Annotated in this window: 17 protein-coding genes; 11 read left to right on the top strand and 6 right to left on the bottom strand. The window is 65.6% G+C overall.

Features of this window, described 5'->3' with window-relative positions; genetic code table 11:
• Window positions 1-2: 2 nt before the first annotated feature.
• Both NGM99_RS04060 and NGM99_RS04055 read left to right on the top strand, forming a co-directional pair.
• Window positions 3-908 carry a S1C family serine protease gene (locus NGM99_RS04060; RefSeq protein ID WP_252816255.1) on the top strand — a complete coding sequence of 302 codons (906 nt, stop codon included), beginning with the start codon at window positions 3-5 and terminating at the stop codon, window positions 906-908.
• Window positions 909-1,195: 287 nt separating this feature from the next.
• The gene (locus NGM99_RS04055; protein ID WP_252816254.1) at window positions 1,196-2,473 is read left to right on the top strand and encodes a tlde1 domain-containing protein; all 1,278 of its coding nucleotides are present in this window, start codon (window positions 1,196-1,198) and stop codon (window positions 2,471-2,473) included.
• A gap of 122 nt (window positions 2,474-2,595) precedes the next feature.
• Here NGM99_RS04055 and NGM99_RS04050 read toward each other — a convergent pair whose 3' ends face one another.
• Window positions 2,596-3,096: a pyridoxamine 5'-phosphate oxidase family protein gene (locus tag NGM99_RS04050; RefSeq protein ID WP_252816253.1), complete on the bottom strand. Its 501-nt coding sequence runs from the start codon at window positions 3,094-3,096 to the stop codon at window positions 2,596-2,598.
• A gap of 128 nt (window positions 3,097-3,224) precedes the next feature.
• Here NGM99_RS04050 and NGM99_RS04045 point away from each other — a divergent pair, with 128 nt between their 5' ends.
• Entirely contained in the window at window positions 3,225-3,731 is a 507-nt protein-coding gene (locus tag NGM99_RS04045; RefSeq protein ID WP_252816252.1) for a hydrolase, read from the top strand.
• A 31-nt stretch (window positions 3,732-3,762) separates the two neighbouring features.
• Window positions 3,763-4,062 (top strand): HNH endonuclease, encoded by a 300-nt coding sequence (locus NGM99_RS04040; protein WP_252816251.1) that lies wholly within the window; start codon window positions 3,763-3,765, stop codon window positions 4,060-4,062.
• 3 nt (window positions 4,063-4,065) lie between these two features.
• On the opposite strand, the gene NGM99_RS04035 is transcribed toward NGM99_RS04040, so the two are convergent.
• Both NGM99_RS04035 and NGM99_RS04030 read right to left on the bottom strand, forming a co-directional pair.
• The gene (locus tag NGM99_RS04035) at window positions 4,066-4,563 is read right to left on the bottom strand and encodes a GNAT family N-acetyltransferase (RefSeq protein WP_252816903.1); all 498 of its coding nucleotides are present in this window, start codon (window positions 4,561-4,563) and stop codon (window positions 4,066-4,068) included.
• Between the two features lie 57 nt (window positions 4,564-4,620).
• Window positions 4,621-5,769, bottom strand: coding sequence for an MFS transporter (locus tag NGM99_RS04030; protein WP_252816250.1), 1,149 nt, complete (start codon window positions 5,767-5,769; stop codon window positions 4,621-4,623).
• A 207-nt stretch (window positions 5,770-5,976) separates the two neighbouring features.
• On the opposite strand from NGM99_RS04030, the gene NGM99_RS04025 reads away from it, so the two are divergent.
• The 6 genes from NGM99_RS04025 to NGM99_RS04000 all read left to right on the top strand — a co-directional run bounded on the left by NGM99_RS04025 (window position 5,977) and on the right by NGM99_RS04000 (window position 10,291).
• A complete protein-coding gene (locus tag NGM99_RS04025) occupies window positions 5,977-6,525 on the top strand; it encodes a sigma-70 family RNA polymerase sigma factor (protein WP_252816248.1) in 549 nt (182 codons plus the stop codon).
• A complete protein-coding gene (locus NGM99_RS04020; protein ID WP_252816246.1) occupies window positions 6,522-7,292 on the top strand; it encodes an anti-sigma factor family protein in 771 nt (256 codons plus the stop codon). The genes NGM99_RS04025 and NGM99_RS04020 overlap by 4 nt, the downstream gene beginning before the upstream one ends.
• A gap of 262 nt (window positions 7,293-7,554) precedes the next feature.
• Window positions 7,555-8,271, top strand: a complete 717-nt coding sequence (locus NGM99_RS04015; protein ID WP_252816244.1) for a Bax inhibitor-1/YccA family protein — start codon at window positions 7,555-7,557, stop codon at window positions 8,269-8,271.
• 35 nt (window positions 8,272-8,306) lie between these two features.
• Complete coding sequence (locus tag NGM99_RS04010; RefSeq protein WP_252816241.1) at window positions 8,307-8,963, top strand: DUF2076 domain-containing protein; 657 nt, start codon at window positions 8,307-8,309, stop codon at window positions 8,961-8,963.
• Window positions 8,964-9,117: 154 nt separating this feature from the next.
• Window positions 9,118-9,291 (top strand): hypothetical protein, encoded by a 174-nt coding sequence (locus tag NGM99_RS04005; RefSeq protein ID WP_252816239.1) that lies wholly within the window; start codon window positions 9,118-9,120, stop codon window positions 9,289-9,291.
• Window positions 9,292-9,718: 427 nt separating this feature from the next.
• Window positions 9,719-10,291, top strand: a complete 573-nt coding sequence (locus tag NGM99_RS04000; RefSeq protein WP_252816237.1) for a cysteine hydrolase family protein — start codon at window positions 9,719-9,721, stop codon at window positions 10,289-10,291.
• Window positions 10,292-10,363: 72 nt separating this feature from the next.
• Here NGM99_RS04000 and NGM99_RS03995 read toward each other — a convergent pair whose 3' ends face one another.
• On the bottom strand, window positions 10,364-11,425 hold the full coding sequence (locus NGM99_RS03995; protein WP_252816235.1) for an aldo/keto reductase: 1,062 nt from the start codon (window positions 11,423-11,425) through the stop codon (window positions 10,364-10,366).
• 128 nt (window positions 11,426-11,553) lie between these two features.
• On the opposite strand from NGM99_RS03995, the gene NGM99_RS03990 reads away from it, so the two are divergent.
• On the top strand, window positions 11,554-12,321 hold the full coding sequence (locus NGM99_RS03990; protein WP_252816233.1) for a class II aldolase and adducin N-terminal domain-containing protein: 768 nt from the start codon (window positions 11,554-11,556) through the stop codon (window positions 12,319-12,321).
• Window positions 12,322-12,381: 60 nt separating this feature from the next.
• On the opposite strand, the gene NGM99_RS03985 is transcribed toward NGM99_RS03990, so the two are convergent.
• Together NGM99_RS03985 and NGM99_RS03980 are read right to left on the bottom strand one after the other, a co-directional pair.
• Window positions 12,382-12,867 carry a DUF1440 domain-containing protein gene (locus NGM99_RS03985; protein ID WP_252816230.1) on the bottom strand — a complete coding sequence of 162 codons (486 nt, stop codon included), beginning with the start codon at window positions 12,865-12,867 and terminating at the stop codon, window positions 12,382-12,384.
• A gap of 130 nt (window positions 12,868-12,997) precedes the next feature.
• A complete protein-coding gene (locus tag NGM99_RS03980; protein ID WP_252816228.1) occupies window positions 12,998-14,623 on the bottom strand; it encodes a glycoside hydrolase family 43 protein in 1,626 nt (541 codons plus the stop codon).
• Between the last annotated feature and the right edge of the window lie 40 nt (window positions 14,624-14,663).

The following is a 14,663-nucleotide window of genomic DNA, read 5'->3' as shown; positions in this document are numbered from 1 at the left end:
CGATGAGCCTCGACCAAGCGCTGCAATCCGTTGTTTCCGTTCGCGCCACCGTGCCGAGCGATGCCTTCACCGCCGACACGCTCGGCACCGAGCGCGCGGGCTCGGGCGTCGTGATCCGCGAGAACGGCCTCGTGCTGACGATCGGCTATCTGATCACGGAAGCCGAGGAAGTCTGGCTGACCAAGCCCGATGGCAATGTGGTCGCGGGCCATGCGCTCGCCTTCGACCAGGAAACCGGCTTCGGTCTCGTACAGGCGCTCGGCCCCCTCGGTCTGCCCGCGATACCGCTCGGAAGCGGACGGAAAGCGCGCGTCGGCGATCCGGTTCTGCTGGTGGACGGCACCGGCCACTCCGTCGATGCCGAGATCGTCGCGCGGCAGGAATTCGCCGGCTACTGGGAATATCTGCTCGACGAGGCGATGTTCACCGCGCCCGCGCATCCTTCCTGGGGCGGGGCGGCCCTCGTGGATGCCGACGGCAACCTGCTCGGCATCGGCTCGCTCCGGCTCCAGATGAGCCGAGGCGACGAGATCGAGGACATCAACATGATCGTGCCGATCGACCTTTTGACGCCGATCCTCGACGATCTGCTCAAGCGCGGCCAGGTCAACAAACCGCCGCGTCCCTGGCTCGGCGTGTTCTCGGCAGAAAGCAATGGCGAGGTGATCGTCATGAGCGTCGCCGAGGACGGTCCCGCCGAAAAGGCCGGGCTTCAGCGCGGCGACATCATCTCGGATGTGCGCGACAGGGAAGTGGAAGGCCTGGCCGATTTCTATCGCCGTGTCTGGGAAAGCGGGCCGGCGGGCACCGAACTGCCGATCCGCGTGGTGCGTGACGGACGCGAGACCTGGCTGCGCGTGAAGAGTGCCGACCGCAACAGCTTCCTGCGCAAGCCGCAGATGCAGTGAATACCGAGAAAACCGCTGGAAATTGCGAATGCCCGGACCTGGTTCCGAGCATTTCTGTTTTGAGCTGCTCACGCACCGCGCACGTGTTTGTGAAGCAAACGCCGAGTTAAAGAAATTGGTTACCCGTTCCCTTCATATTCAGGCCTCAAAGTTGGTTTGAGAGCCTGACAACTCTCACTGAGTGGCGCGGGCGGATCCGTTTTGAGTAACGGCCCGCTCAATGAGAGCATTCCGGGTAAACAATGAGACACGGCTTGGTTGCGCATAACAGCATGCGAGCAATGGGCTTGCACACCCGCAAAACATCGTCCCGGCTGCGCCCGCTTCTGGCGGCAACGCTCTGTGCCGGGCTCGCTCTCGGCGCCTGGGCCGGCGGCGCGCGGCTTGCGGAACGCTGGGAAGCCCCGGCACCCGATGCGCAGAAGACGAGTGCGCTGAAAGTGCCGCCGGTTCAGGCGAGCCTCGGCTGGCAGGTGAAGTCGGTCGCGCCCGAAACGCTCGCCGCCAATGCCGCGATCCTCGAAAAGGTCCGCAAGGCCTGGGCCGCGTCACGCGCCGAAAAGGAGGCCGTTCTCGAAGCCCAAAGCTTCGACAACCGCTTCGGCTCGTCCACGGCAACCGTCCGCACCGCCCATGTCGAGCCCGATGGCCGTCTCGCGCTGAACGCCCCGCGCCCTGCGACGTTCGAGGAGGCCAAGCCGGCCGAGCAGAAAATCGCGGATGCCGCCGCCAGCGCCATTCTGATGGTGTCGGCGCATGCCGCCGCCCGCTCCAGCGGTGTCGAGATGAAGGATGCGCGCCCGGCAGCCGTGGCCGATGCCTCCCTCGACAAAGGTGAGGTGCAGGTCGCCTCGCTCGAAACCAATGCCATGCCCGACATCGGCACCACCGACGACGAGAAACCCCAGCTCTGGCAATTGCCCGACCGCGCGCTGGCTCCCGTATTCCGCCCGCAGGCGAAGATCGCGCCCGAACCGGCCGATCATGGCGACGAGACCGATGCCGAGCCGGCGAAGCCCGCGCCGGCACAGCGCAAGGCACCGGCCGTGCTGGCCTATGCCAAGCCCGACGATCCGCTCGAAGAATCGCGTGGCCGGGCATCCTCGATCCCATGGCCGACGCGCGGCAACCGCACGGCCGTCTATGACATTTCGGCCGCCACCGTTTACATGCCCAACGGCGAGAAGCTCGAAGCCCATTCGGGCCGCGGCGAGATGCGCGACAACCCGAAATTTACCCATGTGACGATGCGCGGGCCCACGCCGCCCGCGACCTACAATCTCAAGATGCGCGAGTCACGTTTCCACGGCGTCGAGGCCATCCGCCTCAACCCGGTCGACGGCAAGGCGCCGCAAGGCCGCGTGGGATTGCTCGCCCACACCTATCTCCTGCGCGTGCGCGGCGACTCGTCCGGCTGCGTGGTCTTCAAGGACTACAACCGCTTCCTCGCCGCCTTCAAGCGCGGCGAGGTGGACCGCATGGTCGTGGTCGCCTCCATGGACGGCAAGGGCCCGAGCCTCGCGTCGCGCGTCGCATCGATCTTCACGCCCTCGCGCAGCCGCTGAAGCTGAACGGGTGGGCAGCCTTGAGAGGCTGTCCGGTTTTTGTTGAACCGGACAGACTCTCGATTCCCTGATTATCGGCTGTCCGGGCGGGCAAACCGGTTTCCGCTTTGCCCTGGCAGCCTTTACAGGCTGTCCACCTTCGCATTGTCGCCCATGTGAAGCTCCGCGCCCGTGGTCAGCTTCGCGGCCATGGCGAGCCCCGCGCGCACCTTGCCCACGCCGTCCCAGATTTCCGCATCGTCCGGCTTCACCGTGATCAGCCGGATCGAGGGGTCCTCGGGGCTTTCCCAGAAGATCTTGTCGAACACCGACCACAGTTCCTTGATCTTGGCGCGGTCGTTGGACATCGTCGCATGGCCGGTGATGCTCAGATAGGTGTTGTCCGAATTGTCGGCGAAGGCGAGGGTCACGATCGGAAAGCGCTCGATCTGATCGTCCTTCTGCCCATGCAGATCGGTCAGCACGTAGAGCGCGCCCTCCTCGCGATGCGGACGCGCGGCGACTGGCCTTGCCCGCTGGCGCTCGCCGTCCCAGGTCACGAACATGCAGATGCCGATCTTCTCGGCACTTTCCCAGATCTTGGTCTTGGCTTCCTCTTCGGGCAGCTCGCCATATTTCGACATCGCGCATCCTCATGGGGTTCGAACACTCATGCCCGTGCAGGGCCTCATCACGCGAATGCGAGCAGGCGCTTTCGGGTTCCACATGGCCTGCCGGAACCTGTCACGGCGCATGTCGGTTCAGCGCCCTGATGATCTTCTTTTCCAGCGACACCCATTTTTCCGACCCGCGCGTCCTGCGCATCGACCGCCGCCCCTTTTCCACGCTTTCCGAGCACGACGACGCGCTGATCGACAACTGGAACGGAACTGTCGGCGCGGAAGACGAGGTGTGGCATCTCGGCGATTTCTGCCGCTCCGTTCGCCCAGGCCATGCGGAAACGCTGCTTTCACGCCTGAACGGCCGCAAGCATCTGATGATCGGCAACAATGACGACTTGGCCACCGTCAACGCACCGCAATGGGAATCCGTCCAGCACTATCGCGAACTCGTCGTGGACGGCACGGTGCTCGTGCTTTGCCACTACCCCTTTCGCACCTGGAACGGCATGGGTCGCAAATCGGTCAATTTGCACGGCCACTCGCACGGCCGGCTGAAGCCGCAGACGCGCCAATACGATGTGGGCGTCGATCCGATGGGCCTGAAGCCCGTCTCGCTTCACGAAATCCTGCAGTCGCGAACCCGCCGCGCAAGCTGAAGCGGAACGGGCGGCACCCTATATTCGCGCCATGGCAAGACGCTCCGAAAAAGCCGAAGGCGAACTCCAACCCTGCTGGCTCTGTGCGCGGCCCCTGGGCTCGCGCGTCGAGTGGCACCACCCCAAGCCCAAAAGCCGCGGCGGCCGCGAAACCGTGCCCGTCCACCCCATCTGCCACCGCGCTTTGCACGCAACCTTCACCAACCACGAACTCGCGCGGCTGGCCGACGACGACAAGCTCCCCTCCGCCGAGCCGCTAATGCAGAAATTCCTCGGCTGGATCGCCAGGAAGCCCCCGGATTTCCATGCACCGACGAGGGGGCGGCGCTAGGCTTCAACTGGCGTCGAATGCCTCGTGGAACGTCACAGTGCCCTGCGGTGCGGGACCCTTCAGCGAAAGCCGCATGAAGTATTCCGGCGGCGCGCCCTCATAGCGCAGTGCGGCATCCGTTTCGAAACCGAACCGCCCGTAATAGCCTGGGTCACCCAGCAGGACGCACCCCTTCGCGCCAAGCGCTCTCAACCGGTCGAGACCTTCTTGGATGAGACGGCCACCGATGCCTTGGCCTTGCCGATCGGGGCGAACGGAAACGGGGCCAAGCCCGAACCAGCCGAAATCCGCGCCATCGATGGCGACAGGTGAAAAGGCAACATGGCCCACCAGTTCGCCATCCTCGACGGCGACAAGAGAGACCGTCAACGCATTCGCGGCGCGCAGGCCATCGACGATCAGGCCTTCGGTGCCGGCGCTATACGCCACCCCTTTAAAGGCGGCCTCGGTGATCGCCCGAATACTGCTCTCGTCCTGGAGCTCTTCAGATCGAATGATGATGGTCATGAGAGGCGCGCTCCATCATCGATCGATAAACAAGCAGGGCGTCCTTGCCTATCACCCTTTCATCGCTTCGGGCAGCGGCAAACGCTTCAGTTGCTTGAGCACGCCGAACGCCACGCAGAACAGCACGGCGTTGAGCGCGAAGGCCGCCGGATAGGAGATGCGTTCGGCCAGATCTCCGAACGCCAGGGGCGCGGGGATGCGGGGGAGCGCGGTGATCAGCGCCAATAGACCAAGCGCCTGGGCGGCTGCCACGCGCGAATAAGCGGGTGCAAGCGAGAAGCCGCAAGGCACGAGGCAGGCCGAGCCCAGACCCACCAGCGCGAAGCCCAGGGCGCTCTGGGTGAACGAGCCGCTGAAGGAAACCACGAGAAAGCCCAGCGTCGCCACCACCAGCGAGAGTTCCATGATCCGCAGATCGCCGAAGCGGCGGCGCAACGTGTCGGCAAACGCGCGCACCAGCGCCTGGCAGAGCGCGAAGGCGGTGGCACCGAAGCCGGCATAGGCCGCGAGATCGGGCGCCTGCGCCACGAGGGCCGGAGCCGAAAACATCGCCGTCACCGTTTCGCCCGCGATCACGATGCCGACCACGATGCCCAGCAGCAGGATCGGGCGCTGGAACCGGCGCGGCTGGTTCTTCTGTTCGGCATCGCGAATGGCGACCACCCGTGCGGGTGTGCCGCGCCACACGCCGAGCGCGCCCAGCGCGTAGCCGCAAACGACGATACCCGCGGTCGCTTCCGTTCCGACATTGACCGCCACATAGGAGCCGACGATCGCGGCCAGCCCGGCCGCGCAGGATGCGGCGGCATGAAAGCCGAGCAGGATCGGCCGGCCGCAATCGACTTCCACCGTCGTGCCTTCCGCATTCATCGCACCATCATAGATGCCGTTGATCACGCCGTAGACGATCAGGCCGAAAAGAAAGGAAAACGGCTCGTCGGCCTGCATCAGGAGCGACAGGCTGACGGCACAAGCCGCGATGGCGCCGAGCAGGATCGTCTTCACCGTGAAATGTCGCGAAAGCATGCCGCCCAGCGCCGTGCCGGAAAGCGCCGCTGCGATGAAACCGGTGATGGCGAAGCCCAGCATCTGCGCCGAGATGTCCGAGCGCGCCGCGACACGCGCGATCGTGCCGGCCCACATGCCGAAGCCGATGCCGAAGGGCACGAAGGCGGCGAAAACGGCGTGGCGCGGGGTCATGCCCTGCGGCTCCTGCAAAGATATGAAAGACTGGTGCGGATGGCCTTAAAGCCCGATGCTCGCGCCGGGCTTGCTTCCAGGCCGCGCCATACGCACGTTTTGCCTTATGCGTCAGTCCGAAACCCGAACTTTCACTCCCCCGACAGCCGCTGAAGAAAAATCGCGGACGCGCGGGAATAAATCGCGGGCCCGCTCCGTATACGCAGCATGAACCCCAAACGGTCCCCTTTCGACGTGATCGGACAGCTCGGCGCGCTTCGGCGCTACGCGCGTTCGCTGACGCGCGACGGGACGGACGCCGAGGATCTGGTGCAGGACGCGCTGGTGCGGGCCTATGAAAAGCGCGGCACGTTTCGTGCGAGCGGCTCGCTTCGTCCCTGGCTCCTGTCGATCCTGCACAACACCTTCATCGACCGCGCCCGCAGCCGCAAGGCAGAAACGGTGCGCGAGGACGCCGCGCGCGAGTTGAGCCACACGCATCTCGACGCCCCGCAGGAACACGCCGTGCGCCTCTCCCAGGTTCGCGACGCGTTTCTTTCATTGCCGGAAGAGCAGCGCGCGGCCCTTCATCTCGTGGCGATCGAAGGCTTGTCCTACGAGGAAGCGGCACACGCTCTCAACATTGCGCAGGGCACGCTGATGTCGCGTATCGCCCGCGCCCGCTCGGCCCTTCGCGACATGGAAAGCGAAGGCCGCGTGCGGCCCGCCCATCTGCGCGTCGTCGGCGGCAGCAACCAGCCTGGAGACCTTTCATGACGGACAGTGCCGATCCGGTCGTCCAGGCCGATCTCGACGCTTATGTGGACGACCAGCTGGATGCCGCTCGCCGCATCGCGGTGGAAGCCCATCTCGCGGCAAGGCCGGAAGAGGCCGCACGCGTGATGTCGGACCTGCGCAACCGCGACGAGCTGCGCTTGGCCCTTGCGGTGCCCCAGCCCGGCGCGCGGCCCTCCACCACGGAAGCCGCGCGGCGCCTCGAACGCGGCCTTCGTCGCGGCCGGGTGCTCTCCCTGTTCCAACGCGCGGCGGCAGTCGCGGTTCTGGTCGGTGCCGGCTGGATGCTCAACGATGCGGCGGGCCCCTTGGTCGGCCCCGTGGTCGCGTCAGTGCCGCCGCCGGCCTATGTCGAGGACGCGGTGCAGGCGCATGGCACCTCGGTGCTGCGCGCGTCCATGCATTCGCAGCCGGTTTCCCAGGGCTACGATCCGGCGGAGATCCGCTCGGCGACCGCGATCACCATGCCGACCCTGCCGGCCGATTGGCGCGTGCGCGACGTGCAGGTCTATCCGTCGCGCTTCGGGCCGAGCGTCGAGCTGCAGGCCCAATCCAAGAGTTTCGGGCAGCTTTCGCTGTTTGCGGTGCGGCCCGGCACATTCGATGTGGTGAAGCCCACGCTCGTGCCCGGCGAGGGCGCGTCCGCCGCCTATTTCCAGGTCGGCGAGGTCGCCTATGCGCTGGTTTCCCATGGCGACGCCCAAGCCCTCGACCGCGCCGCGGCCGAGCTGGCGCGAAGCCTCTATTAGGAGGCAGTCATGAGCAGGAAGCACGCCTTGTGTCGGATCAGAGCAGCACAGGCTGCCGGCGATGCGCTCGGCTTCCCTGATCCGACCCTCCGGGCCACCCGTTCCGGACTGCCGGAGGGCATCGCCGGGCTTGTCCGGTGCACCGCTACGGCCGGCGCCCGGCTCCTACCCGGCAATTCGAGACGGGCGGCACAAGGCATGCCTCCCGCCCATGACTGCCTCTGATCCGCAAAAATCCACTGATCCCTGAAGGAGTTTAAGGATGTCCAACCCCCAATTCGGCCAGCATGCCGGCTTCGGCCAGCGCTCGGCCGCCATCTTCGACGAGGGCCTGCGCCAGCATATGCTGCGCGTCTACAACTACATGGCGCTCGGCCTCGTGGTTACCGGCCTGGTCGCCTTCGCCGTGTCGTCGGTGCCGGCCCTTTACGTGCCGCTCTTCCAGTCGCCGCTGCGCTATGTGGTGATGCTCGCGCCGCTCGCCTTCGTGTTCTTCTTCTCGTTCCGCCTGCAGTCCATGTCGGCATCGGGCGCGCAGGGCATGTTCTGGGCGTTCTGCGCGGTGATGGGCCTGTCGCTCGCTTCCGTGTTCCTGGTCTTCACCGGAACCTCGATCGCGCGCACCTTCTTCATCGCCGCCTCCATGTTCGGCGCGATGAGCCTCTACGGCTACACGACCAAGACCGACCTGACCCGCTTCTCGTCGTTCCTGATCATGGGCCTGATCGGCGTGGTGATCGCATCAATCGTCAACATCTTCCTCGGCTCGTCCGCCCTGCAGTTCGCGATTTCCGTGATCGGCATCGTGGTGTTCCTCGGCCTCACCGCCTGGGACACGCAGACCATCAAGGAACAGTATGCCGAGAACTTCGACGCCGAGTCGCAGCAGAAGATGGCCGTGTGGGGCGCGCTTTCGCTCTACCTGAACTTCATCAACATCTTCACGTTGCTGCTGAACTTCACGGGCGAGCGCGAGTAAGCGCGAGCCCCGGCGAGACGAAAAGGAGCCAACCCATGGACCGCAACGACGCTCAGGCGATCGAGGGCCTGTTCGGCAAGCTTTCCCAGGTCGAGCGGCAGTCCCCGCCGCGCGACAAGGAATCGGAAGACTTCATCGCGCAGCAGATCGCGCAACAGCCCGGCGCGCCCTATTACATGGCGCAAACCATCATCGTGCAGGAACAGGCTCTGGAAGCCGCCCAGCGCCGCATCGAGGAGCTGGAAGCACAAGAAGCGCAGCAGCCGCAGCCTTCGGGCGGCGGCGGGCTCTTCGGTAGCCTGTTCGGTGGCGGCAGCCGCTCGGCTTCCCCACGCTCCGGCTCCGTGCCGCGCGTGGGCGGCGTAAGCTCTGCCGCCGGTGGCGGTGTATGGGGCCAGCAGGGTGCCGCAGCCCAGCAGGGTTACGCCCCGCAGGGCGGCGGTGCTTTCGGCCAGCGTGCCGGGGGCGGCGGCTTCCTCGCGGGTGCGGCGCAGACCGCGATGGGCGTGGCCGGCGGCGTGCTGCTCGGCAACGCGATTGCCGGCATGTTCGACGGCAACGAAGCGCAAGCCGCGGAAACGCCTGCTGAAACCCCGGCCGAAACGCCCGCCGAACAGCCCGAAGCGCAGGACGCTTCCTATGATCAGGGCGGCTTCGACGATGGCGGCGGTTTCGACGACATGGAAATCTGATCCCCGTGCTCGTCGGGCTGCGGGTTGCGTCTCGCACCCGCAGCCTCAATCAGGAAAGCGCCCCGTGCCGAACGGGGCGCTTTTCGTTTGAGCCTGCTTCATGGCACCCAAAGCCCCCTCTCCGCGTTGCCGCTTCCCGAAGGAGACTTTTGTCATGAACGAGAAAGCCAAGATCACCACCGGCCTCAACGACCGCCCCCGCAACGAAACCATCGCCCAAACGGGTGGTGGGATTCCCGACGACACCAGTCAGCCGGTCGAGGTGAGCGACGAGGAAGTGGAACGCGTGCGGCGGAAGCTGATGGAGGATCGGCCAGAGAAGAAGTGAGGGTTTTCAGTCCGGAAAACCGAGAACCGACTGGCTTTGAGCGTTGGCATATATCTGAACCGACAGAGGTCTGAGCATGCCTCGTACGCCGAGTTCTGAGGCCCCACCCCTTAGCCGCGCCGCCTTTCCTGTGGCTCAAGGCGTTCAAAGCTCGAAAAGCCATCTCCATGGCTGTTCGCAGGCCCGAAACCGGTCGCTTCTCACCCCACGAGGAGGAGAACATAAGCGCCGCGTTTAAGCTTTCGCGCTAGGCGCCGAGCCTCGAAGTCGAATGCAACGTGGACGCCTTCCCTCCCTTTTATGGGGAGGGATACAAAGTGGGGATGACGTTTCCACCCGCGCCACTCTCTGCTCTCAGCCGCCATTCACCTCCTCAAATTTCAAACTGCTGCTTGCCCCCGTCGCCCCACCCCTGCTTCATCATCCCATGAACCTGTCCCGCGCCGTTCTCCTCCCCATCGACATGCAGCAAGCGTTCGACAACCCCGCATGGCCCGCGCGCTGGAACGCCGAGGTCGATCGCAACGGCCTTGCTCTCCTTGCGGCATGGCGCGAGACCGGACGCCCGCTCATCCACGTCCGCCACGATTCCGTCGAGCCCGGCTCGACCCTGCGCCCCGATCACCCCGGCAACGCGTTCCGTCCCGGCTTCGGCCCGCAGGGCGAGGAGGCGGTGGTCGGCAAGAGCGTCAATGCCGCCTTTATCGGCACCGACCTGGAACTGCGCCTGCGCCGGCTCGACATCGACACGGTAGTCGTATTCGGCATCACCACCGACCAGTGCGTTTCGACCACCGTGCGCGTGGGGAGCAATCTCGGCTTCCGCATGGTTCTCGTGGAAGACGCCTGCGACTGCTTCGCGTTGTCGGATGGAAATGGCGGCACGATCGCCGCGCAGGACATCCACCGCGCCCATGTCGCGACGCTGCGCGCCGAGTTCGCGCAAGTGGTGACCACAACCGCAATGCTGGACGCGATCAGCCTTTCCCGCTCGGCTTAGACTCAGGGGCCTCCGGAGGGCTGGCGTAGAAAAGGACCGCCAGTCCCATCCGAAGGCCGAATGGCGGAAATTTCAGCCCTGCTTCGCCAGCGTCGGCCCCAACAGCGACAGGTCGGCCGGCGAAAGCCGGTCGCTCGCGGTCTGCGCCTGGTGCCAGTAGGGGTAAAGCACCGGCGGCGCGCTGACCGCATCGAGCTGCGTCCGCTCCTCGTCCGACAGCGCAAGCTCGGCCGCGCCCAGATTGTCCTCGATCTGTTCGAACGTCCGCCCGCCGATGATGACCGATGTCACCGCCTCACGCCCGATCAGCCAGGCAAGCGCCACGCGGGCGGCAGACACACCGCGCGCCTCGGCGATGGCGACCAGCACATCCACGATGTTCCAGAGCCGGTTCTCGTCGCGGATCGGCGGCTCGGTCCAGCCCGCCAGCTGCCGCGAGCCTTCCGCCTGGCTGTTTCTCCGATGCTTGCCCGAGAGCAGCCCGCCGGCGAGCGGGCTCCACACCAGAACGCCCAAGCCCTGGTCGAGACTGATCGGCAGAAGCTCGTATTCCGCCTCGCGCGCTTCCAGCGTGTAGTGGATCTGCTGGCTGACGAAGCGATGCCGATGCTCGCGCACCGAGACGCCCAGCGCCTTCATGATGTGCCAGCCGGAATAGTTCGAGCAGCCGATGTAGCGAACCTTGCCGTGGTTCACGAGCGTGTCGAGCGCCGCCATGGTTTCTTCGAGCGGCGTCTGCCCGTCCCATTGATGGACCTGATAAAGGTCGATCACATCGGTGCGCAGCCGCTTCAAGCTGTCTTCGCAGGCACGGATCAGATGGTGGCGCGACAGGCCCCGGTCGTTCACGTCGTCCGACATCGGAAACCGCGCCTTGGTGGCGAGGAGCACGTTCTTGGGCCGCTTGCCGTTCAGCGCCTCGCCGATGATCTCCTCGGACACACCCGTCGAATAGACATCCGCCGTGTCGATCAGGTTCACGCCATGATCGAGACAGAGATCGATCTGCCGCCGTGCCTCGTCGAGCCCGGTCGAGCCGACCTGCGAAAACTTGCCCCCGCCGCCAAAGGTCATCGTGCCGAGCGTGAGCGTGGAGATCTTCAGGCCCGAGCGGCCGAGCAGGCGGTATTCCATGGGATTTTCCTCAAGCGTCTGGCGCAAGGAGTTAGGGCGCGTGGCGCGGAGAGAAAGCGTGGGTTTCGCTTGCGAGCGAGCGATCCGGCGGTCACACTCGCTCGCGGGAACAGCGGAGAACAAGAACCATGAGCCTCACGCAGTTGAAGCCGGACATGCGAAGCAACCTGCCCTTCACCGAGGAGCGCACGGACCTCGCCTGCGCCTTTCGCTGGACGGCACGGCTCAACATGCACGAGGCGGTCGCGAACCACTTCTCGCTCGCCGTGGACGAGAGCGGCCGGCGTTTCCTGATGAACCCCAATCAGAGCCATTTCAGCCGCATCAAGGCGAGCGACCTGTTGCTGATCGACGCCGACGATCCCGCCACCATGGACCGTCCCGATGCGCCCGACCCGACCGCCTGGGGGCTTCATGGCGCGATCCATCGCGCCGTGCCCCATGCGCGCTGCGTGATGCATGTGCATTCGATCCACGCGACCGTGCTCGCCTCGCTGGCCGATTCCTCGCTACCGCCCATCGACCAGAACACCGCGACCTTCTTCGAGCGCACGGTGGTGGACGACCATTATGGCGGCATGGCCTTCGAGGAAGAAGGCGCGCGCTGTGCCCAACTCTTCGCGGACCCGAAGCACAAGGTGATGATCATGGGCAATCACGGGGTGCTGGTGATCGGCGACACGGTCGCGGACACCTTCAACCGCATGTATTACTTCGAGCGCGCGGCGGAGACCTACATCAAGGCCCTGTGGACCGGCCGCCCCTTGCGGACGCTATCGGATGCGGTGGCACGCAAGGTCGCCGACGAAGCCGATAACTATCCGGGACAGGCCGACAGGCATCTGGACGAACTCAAGGCCATTCTCGATGGCGAGGGATCGGATTATCGGCATTAGGCCTTTCGCAGCGGGACAACCGTTCCGCGGCATGATCCCGCAATGGGCTTGTCGAGGGCATCAGAGCCTTTCGCGGATCAGTCTGCGGGCGAATTCCAGCGTGACGCCGTAGATCAGATGCGAGGCGAGCCCATAGGCATGGCTGCTCAGCGGCGTTTCGGTCGCCTTCGGCCCCCAGCCGAGCGCGGGCACGGCACCTTCGTCGAGTGCGGCCCAAGTCGCCACCGCATATCCCGCGCCGGCCCCGGCCGTGGTGACAGGCGCCAGCTCGGCCAGCCCGCCATAGAGAACCCCGAGCCCCGCGCCCGTCGCATAATGCACCACCTCGCCCGCCGCCGGCTTGGCGGAACGCGGCACGGAACGGCCGGTGGCCTGTCGCGCCACCGCATTCGCGGCCTTCACCGTCGCCGGATCCTCGTCGGAGCCGCCCTCGTCCGATTGCAGGCTGCTCGCCGCACGCTGGAAAAGATCCATGGCGAGCGAGGCGACCAAGCCCGCGGCGAAACCTGCGACCACGCCTTTGGCGAGGTTGGCGTTGTGAGACATAGGGCCAATCCTGGGTTCCGCTTAGGTTCGCAGGGGAATGGCGGAGAAGCGGAAAGGTTCAGGGGGATGCGACCTCTTTCAGATCGAGAAGAGGCAACGAACGGCAGGTTCAGTCCGAGCCCACCATCATTCAACCATCCCGCCCCTCATACGCGAACCACCCGAACCGCGCTTCCCGTCCCGCCCCACTCGTATCGAACGCCGCCATTCCGACGAATGCGCCCGTGAACGAGCCGTGCTCGTTGCGCGTGCCCGCCTCGTCCGAGATCAGGCTCGCATCGAGCACCGGGCCGACCGCCCGCCATGCGCCGTCGCGCTCGACGAAGAACTGCAACTCGGCCCCATCCACCTCCATCCGCAGCCGCACAGGGCCGTCGCCCGGCAAGGGCAAGGGCGGATCGAGCGGAAAGCGCAGGCGGCAGTCGGGCCAGTCGGCGGGACAGGACATGATCTGGAGGACACGGCCGAGCGTCTCGTCGTAGGCTACCGCGATAAAATGCAGCTTGGCGCGGTTGTAGTAGTGGATGAGGCCCGCCGCCTGCTGGATGGTGTCGGGCGCGAAATGCACCTCCGTTTCGGCACGAAACGCAAAATGCTCCTGCCGCCGCGCCACCAGCGCCTGCTCGAACCACGAACCGAGCGACTCGCGGCCAATCAGCGTCAGGCCACCCTCGCCGAGACGGAAGATACGCTCGGGATATGGCGTGCGCAGCCACTGGAATTCTTCCGGCAGCGTGCCGGATTGGAATGTTTGCCGCGAAAGCTTAGCCGGATTCGGACTGTCGGGAACCGGACTCTTCTCCAGCCCCGGCACCGTTTCGCGCGGAACCGGCCCATTGCCGACCAGCCGGAGCCAGCCATCGGCACCCCATTCGCATTTCTGGATCGCCGTTTCGCGTCCCAATGGCGAGCGCCGCATGCCGGGCAGCGGGCGCGAGCAGAGATGTGTGTGATAGACCGCGCCATCCGGCGTTTCCACGATCTGCCCATGGCCGGCGCGCTGCAGGGCGGCCTCGGGCGCGTCCTTCGACGTGATCAGGTGCGTGTCGGGATGCAGCTCATAGGGCCCGGCGATCTCACGCGAGCGCGCCATGGTCACCGCATGGTCGTAGCCCGTGCCACCCTCGGCAGTGGTCAGGTAATACCAGCCTTCGCGCTTGAACAAATGGGGCCCTTCCACCAGCCCGTGCGCGCTGCCGCGAAAGATGTTGCGGATCGGCCCGACGAGCTTTCGTGCTGTCGGATCGTATTCCTGAAGCAGGATGCCGGCGAAGGAGGGGTGCTTCGGCTGGCCGCCGACGCCCGTCGAGACGTGGTTCCAGAGCATGTTCACGAACCACTTGCGCCCGTCATCGTCATGAAAGAGCGAAGGGTCGAAGCCGCTCGAATTGGCGTAGATCGGGTCCGACCACGGGCCGGAAATGTTGGGGGCCGTGACGATGTAGTTGTGGCCGTCCTTGAACGAGCCGTCGAGCCGCTTCACATCCGTGTAGACCAGCCAGAACAGCCCATCGGCGTGAGACAGGCAAGGCGCCCAGATGCCGCCCGAATCCGGATTGCCGCGCATGTCGAGCTGGGCCGCGCGGGAAAGCGGGCGGCAGAGGAGCGTCCAGTTCGCCAGATCGCGCGAGTGGTGGATCTGCACGCCCGGATACCACTCGAAGGTGGAGGTCGCGATGAAGTAGTCTTCGCCGACCCGGCAGATCGAGGGGTCGGGATTGAAGCCGCGCAGGATCGGGTTGCGGATCGTGGTCATGGCTCCTCCTCCATGAACCGCGAGGCCTTTTCTCCCGAAA

This window comes from Mesorhizobium liriopis, from assembly GCF_024053505.1.
GTDB lineage: Bacteria > Pseudomonadota > Alphaproteobacteria > Rhizobiales > Rhizobiaceae > Mesorhizobium_B > Mesorhizobium_B liriopis.
This window is presented reverse-complemented; position numbering and strand designations above follow the sequence as displayed.

Excerpts from the sequence above, each read along its gene's own strand:
- NGM99_RS04060 (WP_252816255.1), top strand. The coding sequence starts at position 3 with ATGAGCCTCGACCAAGCGCTGCAATCCGTTGTTTCCGTTCGCGCCACC.
- NGM99_RS04050 (WP_252816253.1), bottom strand. The coding sequence starts at position 3,096 with ATGTCGAAATATGGCGAGCTGCCCGAAGAGGAAGCCAAGACCAAGATC.
- NGM99_RS04045 (WP_252816252.1), top strand. The coding sequence starts at position 3,225 with ATGATCTTCTTTTCCAGCGACACCCATTTTTCCGACCCGCGCGTCCTG.
- NGM99_RS04040 (WP_252816251.1), top strand. The coding sequence starts at position 3,763 with ATGGCAAGACGCTCCGAAAAAGCCGAAGGCGAACTCCAACCCTGCTGG.
- NGM99_RS04030 (WP_252816250.1), bottom strand. The coding sequence starts at position 5,769 with ATGACCCCGCGCCACGCCGTTTTCGCCGCCTTCGTGCCCTTCGGCATC.
- NGM99_RS04025 (WP_252816248.1), top strand. The coding sequence starts at position 5,977 with ATGAACCCCAAACGGTCCCCTTTCGACGTGATCGGACAGCTCGGCGCG.
- NGM99_RS04020 (WP_252816246.1), top strand. The coding sequence starts at position 6,522 with ATGACGGACAGTGCCGATCCGGTCGTCCAGGCCGATCTCGACGCTTAT.
- NGM99_RS04015 (WP_252816244.1), top strand. The coding sequence starts at position 7,555 with ATGTCCAACCCCCAATTCGGCCAGCATGCCGGCTTCGGCCAGCGCTCG.
- NGM99_RS04010 (WP_252816241.1), top strand. The coding sequence starts at position 8,307 with ATGGACCGCAACGACGCTCAGGCGATCGAGGGCCTGTTCGGCAAGCTT.
- NGM99_RS04005 (WP_252816239.1), top strand. The coding sequence starts at position 9,118 with ATGAACGAGAAAGCCAAGATCACCACCGGCCTCAACGACCGCCCCCGC.
- NGM99_RS04000 (WP_252816237.1), top strand. The coding sequence starts at position 9,719 with ATGAACCTGTCCCGCGCCGTTCTCCTCCCCATCGACATGCAGCAAGCG.
- NGM99_RS03995 (WP_252816235.1), bottom strand. The coding sequence starts at position 11,425 with ATGGAATACCGCCTGCTCGGCCGCTCGGGCCTGAAGATCTCCACGCTC.
- NGM99_RS03990 (WP_252816233.1), top strand. The coding sequence starts at position 11,554 with ATGAGCCTCACGCAGTTGAAGCCGGACATGCGAAGCAACCTGCCCTTC.
- NGM99_RS03985 (WP_252816230.1), bottom strand. The coding sequence starts at position 12,867 with ATGTCTCACAACGCCAACCTCGCCAAAGGCGTGGTCGCAGGTTTCGCC.
- NGM99_RS03980 (WP_252816228.1), bottom strand. The coding sequence starts at position 14,623 with ATGACCACGATCCGCAACCCGATCCTGCGCGGCTTCAATCCCGACCCC.